Source organism: Micromonospora sp. M71_S20, from assembly GCF_003664255.1.
Classification (GTDB): domain Bacteria; phylum Actinomycetota; class Actinomycetes; order Mycobacteriales; family Micromonosporaceae; genus Micromonospora.
Genome location: NZ_RCCV01000004.1, coordinates 777,721 through 794,281 on the forward strand (window position 1 = coordinate 777,721; position 16,561 = coordinate 794,281).

At 74.4% G+C, this 16,561-nt stretch carries 16 protein-coding genes; 6 read left to right on the top strand and 10 right to left on the bottom strand.

All coding sequences use genetic code 11. The annotated features are described in order from the left end of the window. Positions 1-36 precede the first annotated feature (36 nt). The 9 genes from DER29_RS32180 to DER29_RS32220 form a co-directional block, all read right to left on the bottom strand. Positions 37-963, bottom strand: coding sequence for an STM4011 family radical SAM protein (locus tag DER29_RS32180; protein ID WP_121401366.1), 927 nt, complete (start codon positions 961-963; stop codon positions 37-39). After that, the gene (locus DER29_RS32185; protein ID WP_233600294.1) at positions 960-2,282 is read right to left on the bottom strand and encodes an STM4012 family radical SAM protein; all 1,323 of its coding nucleotides are present in this window, start codon (positions 2,280-2,282) and stop codon (positions 960-962) included. Before DER29_RS32185 ends, DER29_RS32180 begins: the two co-directional genes overlap by 4 nt. Continuing rightward, the gene (locus DER29_RS32190) at positions 2,279-3,073 is read right to left on the bottom strand and encodes an STM4013/SEN3800 family hydrolase (RefSeq protein ID WP_121401489.1); all 795 of its coding nucleotides are present in this window, start codon (positions 3,071-3,073) and stop codon (positions 2,279-2,281) included. Before DER29_RS32190 ends, DER29_RS32185 begins: the two co-directional genes overlap by 4 nt. Further along, positions 3,070-4,251, bottom strand: a complete 1,182-nt coding sequence (locus DER29_RS32195) for an STM4014 family protein (protein WP_199729640.1) — start codon at positions 4,249-4,251, stop codon at positions 3,070-3,072. The genes DER29_RS32190 and DER29_RS32195 overlap by 4 nt, the downstream gene beginning before the upstream one ends. Position 4,252: 1 nt before the next feature. Further along, positions 4,253-5,200 carry an STM4015 family protein gene (locus tag DER29_RS32200; protein WP_121401368.1) on the bottom strand — a complete coding sequence of 316 codons (948 nt, stop codon included), beginning with the start codon at positions 5,198-5,200 and terminating at the stop codon, positions 4,253-4,255. 6 nt (positions 5,201-5,206) lie between these two features. Further along, the gene (locus DER29_RS32205) at positions 5,207-6,139 is read right to left on the bottom strand and encodes an STM4015 family protein (RefSeq protein ID WP_121401369.1); all 933 of its coding nucleotides are present in this window, start codon (positions 6,137-6,139) and stop codon (positions 5,207-5,209) included. Between the two features lie 114 nt (positions 6,140-6,253). Beyond that, positions 6,254-7,045 (bottom strand): shikimate dehydrogenase, encoded by a 792-nt coding sequence (locus DER29_RS32210; protein WP_121401370.1) that lies wholly within the window; start codon positions 7,043-7,045, stop codon positions 6,254-6,256. Positions 7,046-7,216: 171 nt separating this feature from the next. Next, entirely contained in the window at positions 7,217-7,801 is a 585-nt protein-coding gene (locus DER29_RS32215) for a hemerythrin domain-containing protein (protein ID WP_121401371.1), read from the bottom strand. Further along, complete coding sequence (locus tag DER29_RS32220; protein WP_121401372.1) at positions 7,794-9,008, bottom strand: hypothetical protein; 1,215 nt, start codon at positions 9,006-9,008, stop codon at positions 7,794-7,796. The genes DER29_RS32215 and DER29_RS32220 overlap by 8 nt, the downstream gene beginning before the upstream one ends. A gap of 174 nt (positions 9,009-9,182) precedes the next feature. Between DER29_RS32220 and DER29_RS32225 the strand changes: the two genes are divergently transcribed. The 6 genes from DER29_RS32225 to DER29_RS32250 all read left to right on the top strand — a co-directional run bounded on the left by DER29_RS32225 (position 9,183) and on the right by DER29_RS32250 (position 15,174). Beyond that, positions 9,183-10,082 (top strand): alpha/beta hydrolase, encoded by a 900-nt coding sequence (locus DER29_RS32225; RefSeq protein WP_121401490.1) that lies wholly within the window; start codon positions 9,183-9,185, stop codon positions 10,080-10,082. Positions 10,083-10,280: 198 nt separating this feature from the next. Beyond that, a complete protein-coding gene (locus DER29_RS32230) occupies positions 10,281-11,066 on the top strand; it encodes an ABC transporter ATP-binding protein (protein WP_121401373.1) in 786 nt (261 codons plus the stop codon). After that, positions 11,063-11,785 carry an ABC transporter ATP-binding protein gene (locus DER29_RS32235; protein WP_121401374.1) on the top strand — a complete coding sequence of 241 codons (723 nt, stop codon included), beginning with the start codon at positions 11,063-11,065 and terminating at the stop codon, positions 11,783-11,785. The genes DER29_RS32230 and DER29_RS32235 overlap by 4 nt, the downstream gene beginning before the upstream one ends. 26 nt (positions 11,786-11,811) lie before the next feature. After that, the gene (locus DER29_RS32240; RefSeq protein ID WP_121401375.1) at positions 11,812-12,690 is read left to right on the top strand and encodes a branched-chain amino acid ABC transporter permease; all 879 of its coding nucleotides are present in this window, start codon (positions 11,812-11,814) and stop codon (positions 12,688-12,690) included. Then, complete coding sequence (locus DER29_RS32245) at positions 12,687-13,802, top strand: branched-chain amino acid ABC transporter permease (RefSeq protein ID WP_121401376.1); 1,116 nt, start codon at positions 12,687-12,689, stop codon at positions 13,800-13,802. The genes DER29_RS32240 and DER29_RS32245 overlap by 4 nt, the downstream gene beginning before the upstream one ends. 88 nt (positions 13,803-13,890) lie before the next feature. Continuing rightward, positions 13,891-15,174, top strand: a complete 1,284-nt coding sequence (locus tag DER29_RS32250) for an ABC transporter substrate-binding protein (protein WP_121401377.1) — start codon at positions 13,891-13,893, stop codon at positions 15,172-15,174. Between the two features lie 66 nt (positions 15,175-15,240). On the opposite strand, the gene DER29_RS32255 is transcribed toward DER29_RS32250, so the two are convergent. Further along, entirely contained in the window at positions 15,241-16,461 is a 1,221-nt protein-coding gene (locus tag DER29_RS32255; protein ID WP_121401378.1) for an acetyl-CoA C-acetyltransferase, read from the bottom strand. Positions 16,462-16,561: the final 100 nt, after the last annotated feature.

Consider the following 16,561-nt stretch of genomic DNA (forward strand, 5'->3'; position numbering starts at 1 on the left):
GGCGCGTGCCGGCCGGCAGAGCCCGCCCTGGGCGTGTTACGCCGGCAGCGGCCCCGGCGCGGGGACCGGCGTCGGGCGGCGCTGCGGCGCGGGGACCGGCACCGGGCGGCGTACCGACGGCCAGGCCGCCGGGATGCGTTCCAGGACCCCGCCGGCGAAGACGTCCCGCAGGCCGAGCGGCTTGAGGTGGACGTACCCGATGTGGCAGTCGCAGATCGCGTTGCCGCACGGCCGCGGCCGCAGGGCCGAGCGCCACGACCCGTCGTAGAGGTTGCCGATCGGCTCGTCGATGAAGTGGCAGCGGCGCACCGTGCCGTCGCCACGCACCGAGATCGCCGTCTCGCCCGCGTGGCAGGGACGGTCGAGCGAAACGTGTGGGCGGACGCTGTAGCCGAACAGCGGGTCCAGCTCCGTCCAGATCGCCTCCTCGCCCGCGTCGTAGCGCCGGCCCTCGGCGGCGTTCACCCACAGATAGACCTCGGCGGGCAGGGCGGCCCGCAGCGCCCGGGCCTCGGCGAGGTGCTCCGGCAGGCCGACCACCCCGACCGAGTACCGGACGCCCAGCTCGGACAGCCGGGCGCAGCGGCCCAGGAAGCGGTCCCGGTCCACCTGGCCGGGATGGTAGGTCGTCCACAGGGCGGCGGCGCGCGGGTCGGCGTCGGCCAGCCAGTCCACCCGGGCGGCGAGGTTGGTCTGGATGACCACCCGCTCGACGTGCGGCAGGTGCGACAGCGACACCATCGCGTCCCGGTACCAGCGGCGGGTCAGCCCCTCGCCCCACGGGGTGAACAGCACCGACAGCCGCACGTCGGTGGTGGCCGCCACCCAGCCGGCGAACCGGTCCAGCGCCGCCCGGTCGGCGCGCAGCAACTCCGGTGGGTCGCGCCGCTTGGCGAACGGGCAGTACGGGCAGTCGTAGTTGCAGCTCGCCAGGGGACCCCGGTAGAGGATCGCCAGGTTCACCTCGGCACGTACCCGGTCATCGCGTCACGGACCCGGGCCGAGGTCAGCCACGGGCCGACCGCGTCGGAGCGGGCCAGCCCGGCCGGGGTCAGCCGCAGCCCGCCGTCGGTGGCCCACCCCCGGTCGACCAGCCGGCCCAGCTCGGGGAAGTCCTCGCCGGGCGGGCGGCCGAAGCGGGCCCGGTAGGCCGCCGGGTCGACCCCCTCGGCGCGCAGCAGCGACTTGAGCAGCCACCGGCGGCGCTGCTCCGCGCCGTCCAGGGCGAACCCGAACTCGGCGTACCGGAAGTCGTCCGCCGGGCGGGCCAGGTAGTCGTCGAGCACCGCGCGCACCTGCGACACGCCGACCGCGTAGTCGAACGAGTAGTGCAGGGACGTGGTGTAGGAGCGGGCGCCGCAGCCGAGGCCGACCATGCCGTCGTCCTGGCAGCAGTAGTCCGGCCCGTCCGGGGTGGGCGCGTCGGAGCGGCGGAACTGCCGCATCGACTCCTGCCGGTACCCGGCCGCGCCCAGCGTCGCCACCGCCTGCTCGTAGAGGGCGAGTCGCTGGGCGTCCCAGTCCGCCCGGCCGTGCGCCCGCCGCCCGAGCCCCGTCAGCGGACGCACGTACAGCGGGTAGAGGTAAAGCTCCTCGGGCCGCCACGCCAGGGCCGCGTCGAGGCTCTGTCGCCAGGTGTCGGCGGTCTGCCCGTCGATGCCGTAGATCAGGTCGATGTTGAGCACGGGGATCCGGGCGTCGCGGATCGCTCCCAGGGCCGTCTCCACCTCCGCGCGCCGCTGCGGCCGGCCGGCGGCGCGGGCCTCGGCGTCGAGGAAGCTCTGCACGCCGATGCTCACCCGGGTGGTGCCGTGCGCGGCGAGCACCGCGAGCCGGTCTGGCGTCGCGGTCGCCGGCGAGGTCTCCACCGACAGCGGTACGCCGGGCAGCCGGGCGCCCATCGCGGTGGCGATGCCGAACAGGTCGGTCAGCTCGTCGGCGGTCAGGTAGGTGGGGGTGCCGCCGCCGAGTGCCGCGCGGGCGTAGCCGGCGTCGTCGCCCAGCGCCTCGGCGACCCGGCCGGCCTGCCGGCGCAGCTGCCGCAGGTACGCCGTCACCTGTTCGGCGGGCGCGTTGGCGCGGGTGAACAGGTTGCAGAAGCCGCAGCGCATCTCGCAGAACGGCAGGTGCACGTAGAGAAAGAGCGCCTCGCGCGCCTCGGCCCGCCACACGTCCGCCAGCAGCGGGCGCGGTCGCAGCGGCCGGTAGGAGGTCTTGTGCGGGTACGCGTAGAGGTACTGCTGGTACGGCGAGCCGTCGAGGCCCGTGTCGGTGCTGGTCACCATTCCCCCGGTCGCAGGACGAAGTGGGCGTACGGGACCGTCCACACCACGTCGTGGCCGATCCGGTGGCCGGTGTGGCCGTCCTCCCCGTAGGCGGTGCCGTGGTCGGAGCAGACGATCGCGAACACCGGTCGGCCCCGGCCGGTGAGCAGGGCGAACAGCCGGTCGATCCGGCCGTCGACGTACTCCAGGGCGGCGGCGTGGCTGGCCAGGTCGTCGGCCTGCGCCCCGGGCAGGTGGTGCCGGTTGGGCTGGTGCAGGGCGGCGACGTTGAGGAACGTGAACAGCGGCTGCCGCGCCGGCACCCGCGGCAGCACCTCGGCCAGCCGGTCGAGCTGCGCGTCCAGGCAGGTGGGGGAGGTGACCCCGAACTCCGGCTCCCAGTGCGCCTCGGCGAACAGGCCCGGCAGCACCGCCCCGAGCGGGCTGCGCCGGTTGAAGAACCCGACCCCGCCCAGGCAGAGCGTGTGGTAGCCGACGTCGGCGAGTGCCGTCGGCAGGTCCGGCGCGTCGAACACCCACGTGTCGGCGCCGGACGTCTCGCTGCCGGGGAACGCCGCCGCGTACAGCCGCTCGTGCCGGCCGGGGGTGACCGGGGTGGGCAGGAAACCGGCGAAGAACGCGTGGTGCGCGGCGTAGGTGAAGCTGGCGGGGGAGTGCCGGCGCTCCCACCGGCCCCCGGGCAGCGCCCGCGCCAGGTGCGGCGTGCGCCCCCGCGCGGCCAGGTCGGCGGCGACGTCGTGACGCAGCGTGTCGAGGGTGAGCAGGAGCAGGTCGTGGCTGCCGATCATGCTCCGCACCGGAGCACCTCCCGTCCCGCCGCGTCGCCGCGCGTCGGCCCCTGTCCGGTCGCGTCGCGCCGATTGGGCCGCCGTCCCGTCGCGTCGCCGCGCGGCGGTGCCTGCCCGGCCGCCGCGCGCCAGCGGTCCCACCGGCCGTCGGTCAGGGCGCGCACCTGCTCGGCGTAGGTGTCCCGGCCGTCGGTGAGCACTCCCGGCAACAGGTCGCCGAAGGCGTTGACCTCGGCCACCGCGTGGCGTCGCCAGCCGACGAGGAACATCAGGTCGATCCCGACCTGGAGCGTGCGGGGGAAGCACCGGGCCACCCGCTCGCAGGTTTCCATCGCCGCCGCCCACGCCGCCGGCCCGGCCGCCGCGCGCAGCTCGGCGAGGTCGCCGCGCGCGTTGCCCAGGTGCAGGTTGGTCAGCGGCCCCCGGGCGGCACGCACCACGGCGTGGGTGGGCCGCCCCGCGACCGTCACCACCCGCAGGTCGACCACCCGGTCGCCGAGCCCCGCCTTGGGCAGCCACCGCTCCACGTGCAGGCCCTCCCCGGCGATCCGGTCGACGATCGCGGCGACCTCGGCCTCGTCGGTGTAGCGGCGTGGCCGTAGTGAATTGAACAGCCCGTCCGGTGTCGCCTCGACCGTGGTGACCGCCTGCACCCGCCGCCCGGCCACCGCCAGCGCGACGACCCCGGCGGCGGACGAGCCGTGCGCGGGCTTGACGAACACGCGGCTCCAGCGGGCCGCCGCCATCGCCGCCCGCAACTGCTCCCACCCGTGCACGGCGGGCAGCGCGGCCGGGACCGGCACCCCGGCGGTGGCCAGCCGCGCGTGGCAGCGCCGCTTGTCGCAGAGCACCGCGACGTCCGCCGGGTCGTTGAGCAGTTCCGCTCCGCCGGCGGCGACCCGGTCCAGGCCCCGCAGCAGTCCGGCGTACGTGGCGGCCAGGCCGACCAGCTCGCCGTGCCGGGCCGGGGCGGCGGACCGGCGCAGCAGCCGGTCCACCTCCGCGTCCTCCCCGGGCGAGTCGACCCGTACCACCGCGCCGGCCGCCGGGGGCGCCGCCCCGGTCAGCACGTCGGCCCACGGCAGCACCGCCGGTCGGGGCAGGCCGGCGCCGACGACCGCCCGGGTGAACAGGTCGACCCGACGGTTACCGGGGTTGCCGACGACGGTCAGGCGCATGTCACTCCGACACCGCCGTGTAGCGGTAGCTCTCGCCGTCGTACTCGTCGGGCTCCTGCGGGTCGGAGTCGTCCACCCGGACGCCCGGCAGCGCGGCGACCAGTGACGCGGCCGTCTCCTCCGACAGGTAGTGGTGGTGTAGGTCCAGCTCCGCCAGGTGGGTCAGCGGCTGCCCGGCCAGGAGGGCCGCCGCGCCCTCGTCGCCGAGCGTGCCCATCGACAGGTCCAGCCGTTCCAGCCGGGGCACCACCGGCGCCGACGCCAGCGCCCGGGCGAGGTCGTCGGCGATCTCCGAGTTGCACAGGCCGAGCCGGCGCAGCCCGGGGAACCGCTCCCCGGCCAGCAGCGGGGCCAGGTCGGCCACCTGCGCGTCGCCGCCGTAGTCGGAGGTGCCGAGCCACAGCTCCAGGTCGGTCAGCGCGGGCAGGTCGGAGTCGAGCACCGCGCCGACGAAAGCCCGGGACAGCCCGCCGCTCTCCACCGCCAGCTCCCGCAGCCGCGCGTGCCGCACGGGAGAGAAGGCGAGGTCCTCGCCACCGCGTACCCGCAGCACCTCCAGCTGCGGGTACGCCGTCAGCAGCGGGCTGACGTCGCCCACCTTCATCCAGGAGACCTCGCACTCCTCGACGGTGATGTCACCGAGGAACAGGGCACGCAGGGCGGGCAGGCGCGACGCCGCCGCGCAGAGCTGCGCGACCGGGGCGGTGTGGAACGCCGCGTAGCCCCAGGAGCCGATGACCAGGGAGTCCACGGACGGCCCGGCCTGCGCGACGAACCGGTCGAACGCGACGCGGAACTCCTCCGAGAGCTTGTACTCCATGCTCTCGTTGAAGTGCCAAAGGGCGAACCGCCACGAGACCGGGCCGTCCACCATGGGCAGCGGCCCGTCGACGGGGACGTCCACCACCGGGCGGCCGGCGAAGTGGCGCGCGTGGGAACCGAAGGCCATGTCCGCTCACTCCCCGACGGCCGTGTAACGGTGCGGCGTGCCGTCGAAGTCCTCGGCGACCTGTGGGTCCGAGAGGTCCACCCGCACGCCCGGCAGGGCGGCGGCCACCGCCGCGGCCATCTCCTCGGAGAGGAAGTGGTGCTCCAGGTCGAGCCGCGTCAAATGGGTCAGCGGCTGCCCGGCCAGCAGCGCCTTCGCGCCCTCGTCGGTCAGCGTGCCCATCGAGAGGTCGAGCGCCTCCAGCCGGGGGACGACCGGTGCGGTCGCGACGGCCGCCGCCACGGCGTCGGCGATCTCCGCGTTGCAGAGCCCGAGGTGTCGCAGCGCCGGCAGGCCGGCGCCGGAGAGCACCCCGGCCAGGTCCTCGGCGCTCGCGTCGCCGCCGTAGTCCCTCCTGCCGAGCCAGAGGTCCAGCCGGTGCAGGGCCGGCAGCTCGCACGCGCCGACGGCACGGACCACCCCGGCCGGCAGCCCGCCGGACTCGAACCGCAGCTCCCGCAGCTCGGCGTGGCGGATCGGCTCCAGCCGCAGGCCCTGGGCCCCGCGCACCCACAGCACCCCCAGCGACGGGTACGCCGCGAGCAGCGGCGTGATGTCGCCGTGGGTGAGCCAGGAGATCTCGCACTGCTCGTAGGTCAGGTCGGCGAGGAAGACCGCCCGCAGCCCCGTCCACTCCGCGGCGGCCTCGACCAGCGGCTCGATCGGCAGCGGCCGCTCGTAGGCCTCGCCCCACTCGCCGATCACCAGGGCGCGCACCGCCTCGGGCGGCACCTGCTCCCGCAGCGCCCGTACGAGACCGAGGAACTCCTCGGCCTCCGCGTCGTGCTCCTCGACCTCCAGCCGCCAGGCGACCGCCGACGGATCGTCGGGAAGTGTCATTCCCGGGGTGAAGGTCACTACCGGTAATCCGACGAACGACGACACGTGCGAGCTGATCACGCCTACCTCCGGTCCGACTGGTGCAGCGGCGGCGCGACGGTAACAGGTCCGCCCGACAAGATGATCAGCAAGCCGGCCGGCGCTGCCGGTCTCCCGGCTCCGGCCGCCGGCCGGTCACAGCCCGAAGAACGCGAGGTAGGCGTCGATCTGGTGGGCGAGCATCGGCTCGCCGGGATGCGCCCGCAGGCCCCGGGCCCGCGCCTCGGCCAGCAGGACCGTCTCCGCCGGCGTCATGATGATGTCGGCGACCACGGCGTCCGCCGGCAGGTCGGCCACCGCGAACGACGGCGGGTCGTCGGGGCGCAGCCCCAGGGGCGTGGCGTTGACCGCGAGGTCGGCGTCGGCCAGGCGCGGTCGCGCCGTCGCGCCGACCCGGCCGGGGTACGCGGCACAGAGCCGCCGCCGCAGGGTCTCCAGCCGACCCGGGTCGGTGTCGCTCAGCCGCAGCTCCGCCACGCCGGCGTCGAGCAGGGCCACCGCGATCGCGCTGCCCGCCCCGCCCGCGCCCACCACGCACGCCCGGCGGCCCCGCGGGTGGTGTCCGGCCTCGGCCAGCCCACGGACGAACCCGTCGCCGTCGAAGGTGTCCGCGGTCCACGTCCCGTCGGGCTCGCGCCGCAGGGCGTTGGCGCTGCCGGCCAGGCGGGCGCGGTCGCTGGCCCGGTCGGCGAGGTCCAGCGCGGCGGCCTTGTGCGGCACGGTGATTAGCATCCCGTGCAGGTTTGCCACCCGTTGCAGCCCCCGCACCACCTGGGTGAGGTCGGCCGCCGCCGCGTGGACCGGGACGAGCACCGCGTCGGTGCCGCGCCGGGCCAGCACGGGGTTGAGCAGCCCGGGGGCGCGCACCTGCGCGATCGGGTCGCCGAGCAGCGCGTACACCCGGGTGGCGCCGCCTATCTCGGTCATGGGCGTCTCCCGCGGGGGCAGGGGTCGTCCGGCGCGGCCGGACCGGGGCGGTGCCGACCCTACGCGACGGCGGCACCCGCCCCGACCCGGGCACGTCGGCCACCGGCGGCAGACGGGCCGCGCCCACCCGGCCGGGGGCGGCCGGGTGGGCGCGTTGGTTTCCGCGGGTTATCAGCCGCTGGACGACGGCCTGCGGATCGCGTCGCGCACGCGGTCGATGACCGCCAGCGCCGGTCCGGCCGCGAGGTTGCCCTTCGCGGACTGGGCGCTGGGGTGCGGGCGCGTCGGCGCGGTCGCCTCCGCCATCCGTACGGCGCCGGCCATCGTGCGGAGCCGGTCGGCGGGTACGTGCTGGCGCAGCAGCGGGAACTCCTGGCGTTCCTCGTAGCGGGCGTGGGTGAGCACCGCGTCGCGCAGCAGGATGATGCCGGTGTCGAAGCCCTCGGCGTCGACACCTCCGGCGATCAGGGTCTTCAGCGTCTCCTTGGCCTGGCGTTCCTCGGCGAGGCGCTCGTCGACCATGGCGTCGCCGCCCCCGCCCGGCAGCGTCCGGGCCAGCGGGTGGACGACCTCCTCCTCGGCGGTCTCGTGCGCGGCGAGGAGCTTCACCAGGTCGTCGAAGGCTTCCCGGCGGGTCTCGCCGGTGCTGCCGATCACCAGCAGGAACAGCTCCTCGATGCGCGCGTGCTGGGCCAGCAGCAGGTCGACGACGTCGTCCTCGGGGCCGCGCGTGGCCGGGGCACCGGTGTCAGGCATGGCTGCCTCCCCGCGCGCGCAGCGACTCCACCGGGTGGGGCCCCTCGGTCTCGATGCGGTACTCGTCGCCGAAGCGCTCCCGGTGCATGTCGATCACCTGCTCGCTCGGCGGCTTCTGCCCGTCGTGCAGTTGCTGCTGCATCGACTCGAACCGCTCGTGCGCCTCCCGCACGTACCCCTCGCCGATCTTGTTGAGGTCGACCTGGGTGGCGAGCAGGTGGCGCAGGTACTCCTTGTTGGGCTCGAAGGTAAGCGGCTCGGGCAGGCCCGCGTTGCCCACGATCTCCTCCGGCTCGCGGCCGTCGTGGCGGCGCAGCAGCTCGGCGGCCTGTTGCAGGTGCGCCAGCTCCATCTGCAGGTGCAGCTCCCACACCGCCCTGATCCGCGGGTCGCTCTCCTGCTGCATGAAGGAGTAGTAGAGCCAGCACTCGTTGTACTCGTGGGTGAGCAGCCGCTCCCACCAGTTCTCGCCCGGGTCGAGCAGCGACTCGTAGTGCGTGACGTGCTCCTGCTCGATGAGGCTGATCTCCTGGTAGAGCTGCCGCGCGATGGGCTCCATGTACTGCGGTCCGACGTTCATGTAATAGAACATGACCTGCTGCTCGGCCGACAGGATGGTCAGCGCGTGCAGCTTGGAGCGGGGGTCGACGGTGTTGCGGTCGTACGGGGTGCGCACCTCGTCGAACGGGTGCCGGTGCTCGACGACGGTGGGTCGGCCGGGCATGACCTCGGTCAGGCCCTGCACGATCTTGTCCGCCTTGCGGCGTTCCACCATCTCGTAGAGGTTGGCGTAGCGGTAGAGGTGGTCGAAGTCCTCCAGCACGCCGAACTCGTAGCCCTGCTTCAGGTACGGGTCCGGCTCGTGCCGGGCCACCCACGCGGTCAGGTCGACGGCCACCTGCTCGTAGCCGAGCGTCGTCTCCAGCACGCTCGCGGCGCCGGGCAGCAGCCAGTTCACCACCCGCTGCTGCTGGCTCTCCAGGTAGCGCACGTACGCCAACTGCCGGCGGACCTCCTGGTCGGGGCAGTTGCGGGCGAACTGGTGCTGGAAGTTGATCGCCTCGACCTCGATGCCGTTCATGGTGATGATGCGGCAGCGGGTGTACGGGTCGACCGCCTCCGGGTCGATCGGCTCCACGTTGAGTTCGCGCCAGTTGCGGATCTGGCTCTCCAGCGGGATTCCTTTGTGCTCCAACGGGTTGAACACGGCGTCTCCTTCTTCGGCCGGGGTATCGACTGCGCTACCCCGACAGTCCGGGCGAAAACGGCTGGCCCGGGCTTTCCTGCGCCGGGGGACTGGTGATTTCACCGATGCGGCGCCGCCGGCACCGTCGAAGACTGATGCATGTCGATATGCCCCGTCCCGTAGGGAGTGCCCGACGTGTCATCACCCACCACCACCGCCCGTCCCCGTCCCGCCACCCGCCTCGCCGGGCTGGCCGTGGCCGCCGTCCTCGCCACGGTGGGCGCGCTGGCCGCGCCGCCGGCCGCCCAGGCCGCCGCCAACCCGTACGAGCGCGGTCCCGCCCCGAGCGTCGCCCTGCTGGAGGCCAGCCGCGGCCCGTTCGCCACCGCGTCGCAGAGCGTCTCCTCGCTCAGCGTCACCGGCTTCGGCGGGGGCGTCATCTACTACCCGACCAGCACCGCCGAGGGCACCTTCGGCGCCGTCGCCATCTCGCCCGGCTACACCGCCGCCTGGTCCAGCATCGACTGGCTCGGTCCGCGGATCGCCTCGCACGGCTTCGTGGTGATCGGCATCGAGACCAACACGCGCCTCGACCAGCCCGACAGCCGCGGCCGGCAGCTGCTCGCCGCGCTCGACTACCTGACACAGCGCAGCTCGGTGCGCGGCCGGATCGACGCCAGCCGCCTCGCCGTCTCCGGCCACTCGATGGGCGGCGGCGGCAGCCTGGAGGCCGCGGTCGCCCGGCCGTCGTTGCAGGCCGCCGTGCCGCTCGCGCCGTGGAACCTGGACAAGTCCTGGTCCGACGTCCGGGTGCCGACGCTGATCATCGGCGGCGAGAGCGACAGCGTCGCGCCGGTCTCGTCGCACTCGGAGCCGTTCTACACCAGCATCCCGGCCTCGTCGGAGAAGGCGTACCTGGAGCTCAACGGGGCGAGCCACTTCTTCCCGCAGACGGTCAACACGCCCACCGCCCGGCAGGCCGTGGCCTGGTTGAAGCGATTCGTCGACGACGACACCCGCTACGAGCAGTTCCTCTGCCCCGGCCCGAGCGGCTCCGCCATCCAGGAGTACCGCAACACCTGCCCGAGCGCCTGACGCCTGCCGGGGGCGACCGCCACCCGCGGTCGCCCCTCGGCGCGTGGCTGCCCGCCCGGTGCAGAAACCGTCGGTCGCCGCCCCGGTCGGGGCGGCGACCGACGAGCGTGTGCGTCCGGGGTATCGAAGCTATTGACGGCCCACGTCAGAAACGTACACTCCCAGTGTAAATACTGGCGGCTGCCGGGGGGACGGGTGATGGAGCAAGGGCTCGCACTGCACCACATCGGGGTCCGCTTCGGCGGCCTCACCGCCCTCGACGACGTCTCGCTGCGGGTGCCGCCCGGCCGGGTGGTCGGCGTGATCGGTCCCAACGGGGCCGGCAAGACCACGCTGTTCAACGTCGTCTGCGGCTTCGTCACGCCCGACGAGGGCTCGCTGAGCCTCGACGGCCGGCCGCTGCGCCCGCGCCCGCACCGGCTGACCCGGCTGGGCGTCGCCCGCACGTTGCAGGGCACCGGGCTCTTCGCCGGGCTCACCGTGCTGGAGAACGTGATGACCGGGGCCACCCACACCGCCCGCGCCGGCTTCCTCTCCGCCCTGCTGGGCCTGCCCCGCAGCGACCGCGACGAGCGCCGGCTGCGCCGGCACGCCCTCGACGTCCTCGACACCCTGGGCATCGCCGGGCACGCCGACGCCGCGCCGGGCACGCTGCCCTTCGCCGTACGCCAGCGGGTCGCCCTGGCCCGCGCGCTGGCCGCGCGTCCCCGACTGCTCCTGCTCGACGAGCCCGCCGGGGGCCTCGGCGGCGACGACATCGCCGAGCTGGCGGAGCTGATCCGGGGGCTGCCCCGACGCGACACCGACCCCTGCGCGGTGCTGCTGGTGGAGCACCACATGGACCTGGTGATGTCCGTCTGCGACGAGATCGTGGTGCTCGACTTCGGGCGGGTGATCGCCGCCGGCACCCCCGACGAGGTGCGCGACGACCCGGCGGTCGCCGACGCCTACCTCGGCGCGACGGTCGACGAGGCCGCCGCATGACCGGCGAGGACCTGCTCGAGGTGCGCGGCCTGGTGGCCGGCTACGGCGGCGCGCCGGTGCTGCACGGGATCGACCTCACCGTCACGCGGGGCGCCATCGCGGCGGTGGTCGGCGCCAACGGGGCCGGCAAGACCACCCTGCTGCGCACCCTGTCCGGCATGCTGCGCCCGGCGGCCGGCCGGGTCGTCCTGGCCGGGGAGGACCTGCGCGGCGTCCCCGTCGAGCAGCTCGTGCGTCGCGGCATGGCCCACGTGCCGGAGGGCCGCGGGGTGGTCGGCGAGCTGACGGTGGACGAGAACCTGCGCCTCGGCGGGCTGTGGCGGCGCGACCGGGCCGACGCGGCCCGCGCCCTCGACGAGGTCTACCAGCTCTTCGAGCCGCTGGCCCGGCGGCGGCGACACCTCGGGCACCAGCTCTCCGGCGGCGAGCGGCAGATGCTCGCCCTCGGCCGGGCCCTCGTCGGCCGGCCCCGCCTGCTGCTGCTCGACGAGCCGTCGCTCGGCCTGGCGCCGCGGGTGGTCGCCCAGACCATGGCCCTGCTGCGCCGGCTGCGCGACGATACCGGGCTGACCGTCCTGCTCGTCGAGCAGAACGTGCGCAGCGCGCTGTCCGTCGCCGACCAGGGCGTGGTGATGTCCCTGGGCCGGGTCGTCACCACCGCCCCGGCCGCCCGGCTGCGCGACGACGCCGACCTGCGGCACGCCTACCTCGGCTTCTGAACCCTCGTCCCCGCAAGGGAGGACCGTTGGACCGCTTCGTCTTCCTCACCCTCGACGGCTTGTCCAGGGGCGCGGTCCTCGCCGCGTTCGCACTGGCGCTGGTGCTCATCTGGCGGGCGGCCCGGATCGTCAACTTCGCCCAGGGCGCGATGGCCGTCGCCACCGCGTACGTGGCCTACAGCGTCTCCGCCGCGACCGGCTCGTACTGGCTGGGCTTCCTGGCCGCGCTCGGCGCCGGGCTGCTCCTCGGCGCGGCGGTGGACCTGGTCGTCATGCGCTTCGTCGACCACACCTCGCCGCTCAACCCGGTGATCGTCGCGCTGGGGCTGGTGCTGCTGATCCAGGCCGTCCTCGGCATGGCGTACGGCAGCGAGTTCCTGCCCGCCGCGACGCCGTTCTCCCGGACCGCGCTGACCGTGGGCGGCGTCGCCGTCCTGTCGCCGTACGACCTGTTCGTCTTCGCGGCGGTCGCGGTGGTGGTCGTGGGGCTCGCCTGGACCTTCACCCGCACGGCGGTGGGTCTGCGGATGCGCGCGGCGGCGTTCGCCCCCGAGGTGTCCCGGCTGCTCGGGGTGAACGTCGGCGGCATGCTCACCCTCGGGTGGGCGCTGGCCTCCGGGGTCGGCGCCCTGGCCGGCATGCTGGTCATCCCCACCGAGCTGGGCCTGCACCCGCACGCGATGGACCTGGTCTTCGTCTCGGCGTTCACCGCCGCCGTGGTGGGTGGGCTGGACAGTCCACCGGGGGCGGTGGTCGGCGGCCTCGCGGTCGGCCTGCTGCTCTCCTACGTCAGCGGCTACGCCGGCAGCGACGTCACCCCGCTCGCGGTGCTGGTGCTGCTGCTGGCGGTGCTGCTGGTGCGTCCCGGCGGGCTGTTCGCCCCGGTCGCGGCGAGGCGGGTGTGAGCGCCACCCGGGCGGTGACCCCGCCGGACACGGAGGCGCGGGTCGACCGCGCCGGCCCCGCCGAGCCCCGCCTCGGCTCGACCCTGCTGCGTCACCTCGGCCTCGCGGCCGTCGCCGCGCTGCTGCTGGTGGCCGCCAGCTACGGACTGGAGCCGTTCCGCAACTTCCAGCTCGCGACCGTGGCCGCCTACCTGTGCGCCACCGCCGGGCTGACCGTCCTCACCGGGCTCAACGGTCAGCTCTCGCTGGGGCACGGCGCGCTGATGGCGACCGGCGCGTACACGGTGGCCCTGTGCCAGAACGCGTTCGCCGACGCCGGGATGACCGGCGGCTGGCTGCTCCCGGTGTCGCTGGGCGCCGCCGTCCTGGCCGCCCTCGTGGTGGGCGCCGTGGTCGGGGTGGCCGCCGCCCGGCTGCGCGGCCCGTACCTGGCCGGCGTCACCCTGGCCGTGGCGGTCGTGGTGCCGGCGCTGACCGTCACCTTCGACGGCGTGTTCAACGGCGAGCAGGGGCTGGCGGTTCCGGTCGAACCTCCGCCGGTGGCCCTCGGCGCGTACTTCCCCTACGAGCGCTGGCAGCTCTGGGTGACCGCCGCGGCCACCCTGCTGGCCCTGCTGCTGCTGGCCAACCTCGTCCGCAGCCGGTACGGCCGCACCTTCCGGGCGGTCCGCGACGACGAGGTCGCCGCCCGCCTCGCCGGCATCCACGTCGCCCGCACCCAGGTCCTCGCCTTCGTGGTCAGCGCGGCCGGCGCCGGGCTCGGCGGCGCCCTGCTCGCGGTCCTCGCGCAGAGCGTGTCGCCCGGGGCCTTCTCGCTCACGCTGTCGCTGTTCCTGCTGATGGCGGTCGTCATCGGCGGGCTGGGCAGCCTCGCCGGCGCGGCCTGGGGCGCCGTCCTGCTGGTCGCCCTGCCCGACCTGACGCACGCCCTCACCGAGCAGCTCACCCTGTCGCCGGCGGTCGCGCAGCGGGTCGAGGGCAACCTGCCGCTGGCGATCTTCGGGATCACCCTGGTCGTCGTCATGATCGCCGCTCCTGGCGGCGTGCAGGGCCTGCTGTCCCGGCTGTCCCGGGCCGTCTCCGCGCGCCGGGCGAGCCGGCAGCGGTCCTGAGCCACCCCGCCGGCCGTCCGCACCACACCACCCACCACCCGCACCACGACCACCCACCACCCGGACCGAGGAAAGGTCGGTGTCTGACATGACACGAACGGCACGGCGCGGGCTCGCGCTCGCCACCGCCATCACCCTGCTCGTCGCCTCCGCCGCCTGCACCGGGGACGACGGTGGCGGCGGCGGGGGCCCGGTCCCCGGCGTCACCGACACCGAGATCGTGGTCGGCACGCACATGCCGCTCACCGGTCCGGCCTCCGCCGGCTACTCGAAGATCGCTCCCGCCACGAAGGCGTACTTCGACCATGTCAACGCCAACGGGGGCGTGCACGGCCGGAAGATCACCTACAAGATCATGGACGACGGCTACAACCCGGCGAACACGCAGCAGGTGGTCCGCCAGCTCGTCCTGCAGGACAAGGTCTTCGCCATCCTCAACGGGCTCGGCACGCCGACCCACACCGGCGTGCTCGACTTCCTCAAGAGCAACCGGGTGCCCGACCTCTTCGTCGCCTCCGGAAGCCGCAGCTGGGACCAGCCCGACCGGTATCCGGGCACGTTCGGCTTCAACCCCGACTACACGGTGGAGGGCAAGATCCTGGCCCAGCACGTGAAGACCAGCCTGCCGGGGCGCAAGGTCTGCTTCCTCGGCCAGGACGACGACTTCGGCCGGGACAGCCTGGTCGGCGTGGAGAAGGTGCTCGGCGCCGGCGCGGTGACGGCGAAGCAGACGTACGTCACCAGCAACACCAACGTGGCGCCCCAGATCGGCGCGTTCAAGGCGGCCGGCTGCCAGGTGGTCATCCTCGCCACCGTGCCCGGCTTCACCGCCCTGGCCGTCGGCACCGCCGCCCGGCTGAACTTCAAGCCGCAGTGGCTGGTCTCCAACGTCGGCGCCGACCACCCGACGCTGGCCAAGCAGCTCGGCGCCGCGGCGGGCCTGCTCGAGGGCATGGTCGGCGCCAACTACCTGCCGATGCAGAACGACGCCGCCGACCCGTGGATCCAGCTCTTCACCAAGGTCAACAAGGAGTACAACGGTGACGCGCCGTTCGACGGCAACACCGTCTACGGCATGGCGGTCGGTTACCTCTTCGTGCAGGTGCTCCTCGCCGCCGGCAAGGACCTCACCCGCGAGGCGGTCACCGAGGCCGTCCGCAAGGGCGGCTACCAGGGGCCCGGCCTGGCCCCGCTGCGCTACTCCGACACCGACCACTCCGGCTACGGCGGACAGCGGCTGACCCGGGTGAGCGGCGGGACGCAGGCCTACTTCGGGCCGACGTACGAGACGGACGAGGGCGACGGGCCGGTACGCGAGCACACCGCCCCGCCGGTGGCGCCGCCGGCCAACGGGGTGCCGACGGCCTCCTGACCGGTCGCACCCGGCACCGGCCGGGCGTGGCGCGTCGGTCTCCCGGCCCGCCACGCCCGGTCGGCGTCAGCTCAGCCGCTCGACGACCATCGCCATGCCCTGGCCGCCGCCGACGCACATGGTCGCCAGCCCGATCTCCTGGTCGTGCCAGCGCAGCGAGTTGATCAGCGTGGTGGTGATCCGGGCGCCGGTCATGCCGAACGGGTGGCCCACCGCGATCGCGCCACCGTTGACGTTGAGCCGGTCCCAGTCGACCCCCAGCTCCCGGGCGCTGGGCAGCACCTGCGCGGCGAACGCCTCGTTGATCTCGACGAGGTCGACGTCGTCGACGGACATGCCGGCCCGCCGCAGCGCCTGCCGCGACGCCGCCACCGGCCCGAGCCCCATGATCTCAGGGGAGAGGGCGCTCAGGCCGGTGGAGACGATCCGGGCCAGCGGGGTGACGCCCAGCTCCCGCGCCCGTACGTCCGACATCACGACGAGCGCGGCGGCGCCGTCGTTGAGCGGGCAGCAGTTGCCGGCGGTCACCGTGCCGTCGGGCCGGAACACCGGCGGCAGCGCCGCCACCGCCTCCAGGGTCACCCCGGCGCGCGGCCCGTCGTCGGCGGCCACCACCGCCCCGCCGGGGACGGTGACCGGGGTGATCTCGCGGGCCCAGAAGCCGTCGGCGATCGCCTTCTCGGCCAGCAGCTGCGACCGTACGGCGAACTCGTCCTGGCTCACCCGGGACACCCCGCGCAGGTGCGCCACGTTCTCGGCGGTCTGTCCCATCGCGACGTAGACGTCCGGCAGTTCGCCGTCCTCGCGCGGGTCGTGCCAGCCCGCCAGGTCGCCGGCCGCCCTGGTCGCGGTGCGCTCCAGGGCCCCGACGAAGGCGGGATTGGTGGTGCCGGGGTGCCCGTCGGCGCGGCCCCGGTCGTAGCGGGAGACGCACTCCACCCCGACCGAGAGGAAGGCGTGGCCCTCGCCCGCGCGGATGGCGTGCAGGGCCATCCGGGTGGTCTGCAACGACGACGAGCAGTACCGGTTGACGGTCGTGCCGGGCAGGTGGTCCAGCCCGAGCAGGGTGCCGACCACCCGGGCGAGGTTGTGGCCCTGCTCGCCCGCCGGCTGCCCGCAGCCGAGCATCAGGTCGTCGATCTCGCGCGGGTCGAGCGCCGGCACCTGGTCGAGGGCGGCGCGCACGATGGTGGCGGCCAGGTCGTCGGCGCGCAGGTCGCGCAGCGAGCCCTTGCGCGCGCGCCCGATCGGTGACCTGGCGGCGGCGACGATGACGGCTTCGGGCATGGGAGCGTCCTCTCCGGAGGGCCAACTATCTGCATCGACAGTGCTGTTATGTCGAGGTGCTGTCAATGGAATGTGACCTGTCCATCGACGTTCCGTCGTT

Excerpts from the sequence above, each read along its gene's own strand:
- DER29_RS32190 (WP_121401489.1), bottom strand. The coding sequence starts at position 3,073 with ATGATCGGCAGCCACGACCTGCTCCTGCTCACCCTCGACACGCTGCGT.
- DER29_RS32195 (WP_199729640.1), bottom strand. The coding sequence starts at position 4,251 with ATGCGCCTGACCGTCGTCGGCAACCCCGGTAACCGTCGGGTCGACCTG.
- DER29_RS32200 (WP_121401368.1), bottom strand. The coding sequence starts at position 5,200 with ATGGCCTTCGGTTCCCACGCGCGCCACTTCGCCGGCCGCCCGGTGGTG.
- DER29_RS32210 (WP_121401370.1), bottom strand. The coding sequence starts at position 7,045 with ATGACCGAGATAGGCGGCGCCACCCGGGTGTACGCGCTGCTCGGCGAC.
- DER29_RS32215 (WP_121401371.1), bottom strand. The coding sequence starts at position 7,801 with ATGCCTGACACCGGTGCCCCGGCCACGCGCGGCCCCGAGGACGACGTC.
- DER29_RS32230 (WP_121401373.1), top strand. The coding sequence starts at position 10,281 with ATGGAGCAAGGGCTCGCACTGCACCACATCGGGGTCCGCTTCGGCGGC.
- DER29_RS32235 (WP_121401374.1), top strand. The coding sequence starts at position 11,063 with ATGACCGGCGAGGACCTGCTCGAGGTGCGCGGCCTGGTGGCCGGCTAC.
- DER29_RS32250 (WP_121401377.1), top strand. The coding sequence starts at position 13,891 with ATGACACGAACGGCACGGCGCGGGCTCGCGCTCGCCACCGCCATCACC.
- DER29_RS32255 (WP_121401378.1), bottom strand. The coding sequence starts at position 16,461 with ATGCCCGAAGCCGTCATCGTCGCCGCCGCCAGGTCACCGATCGGGCGC.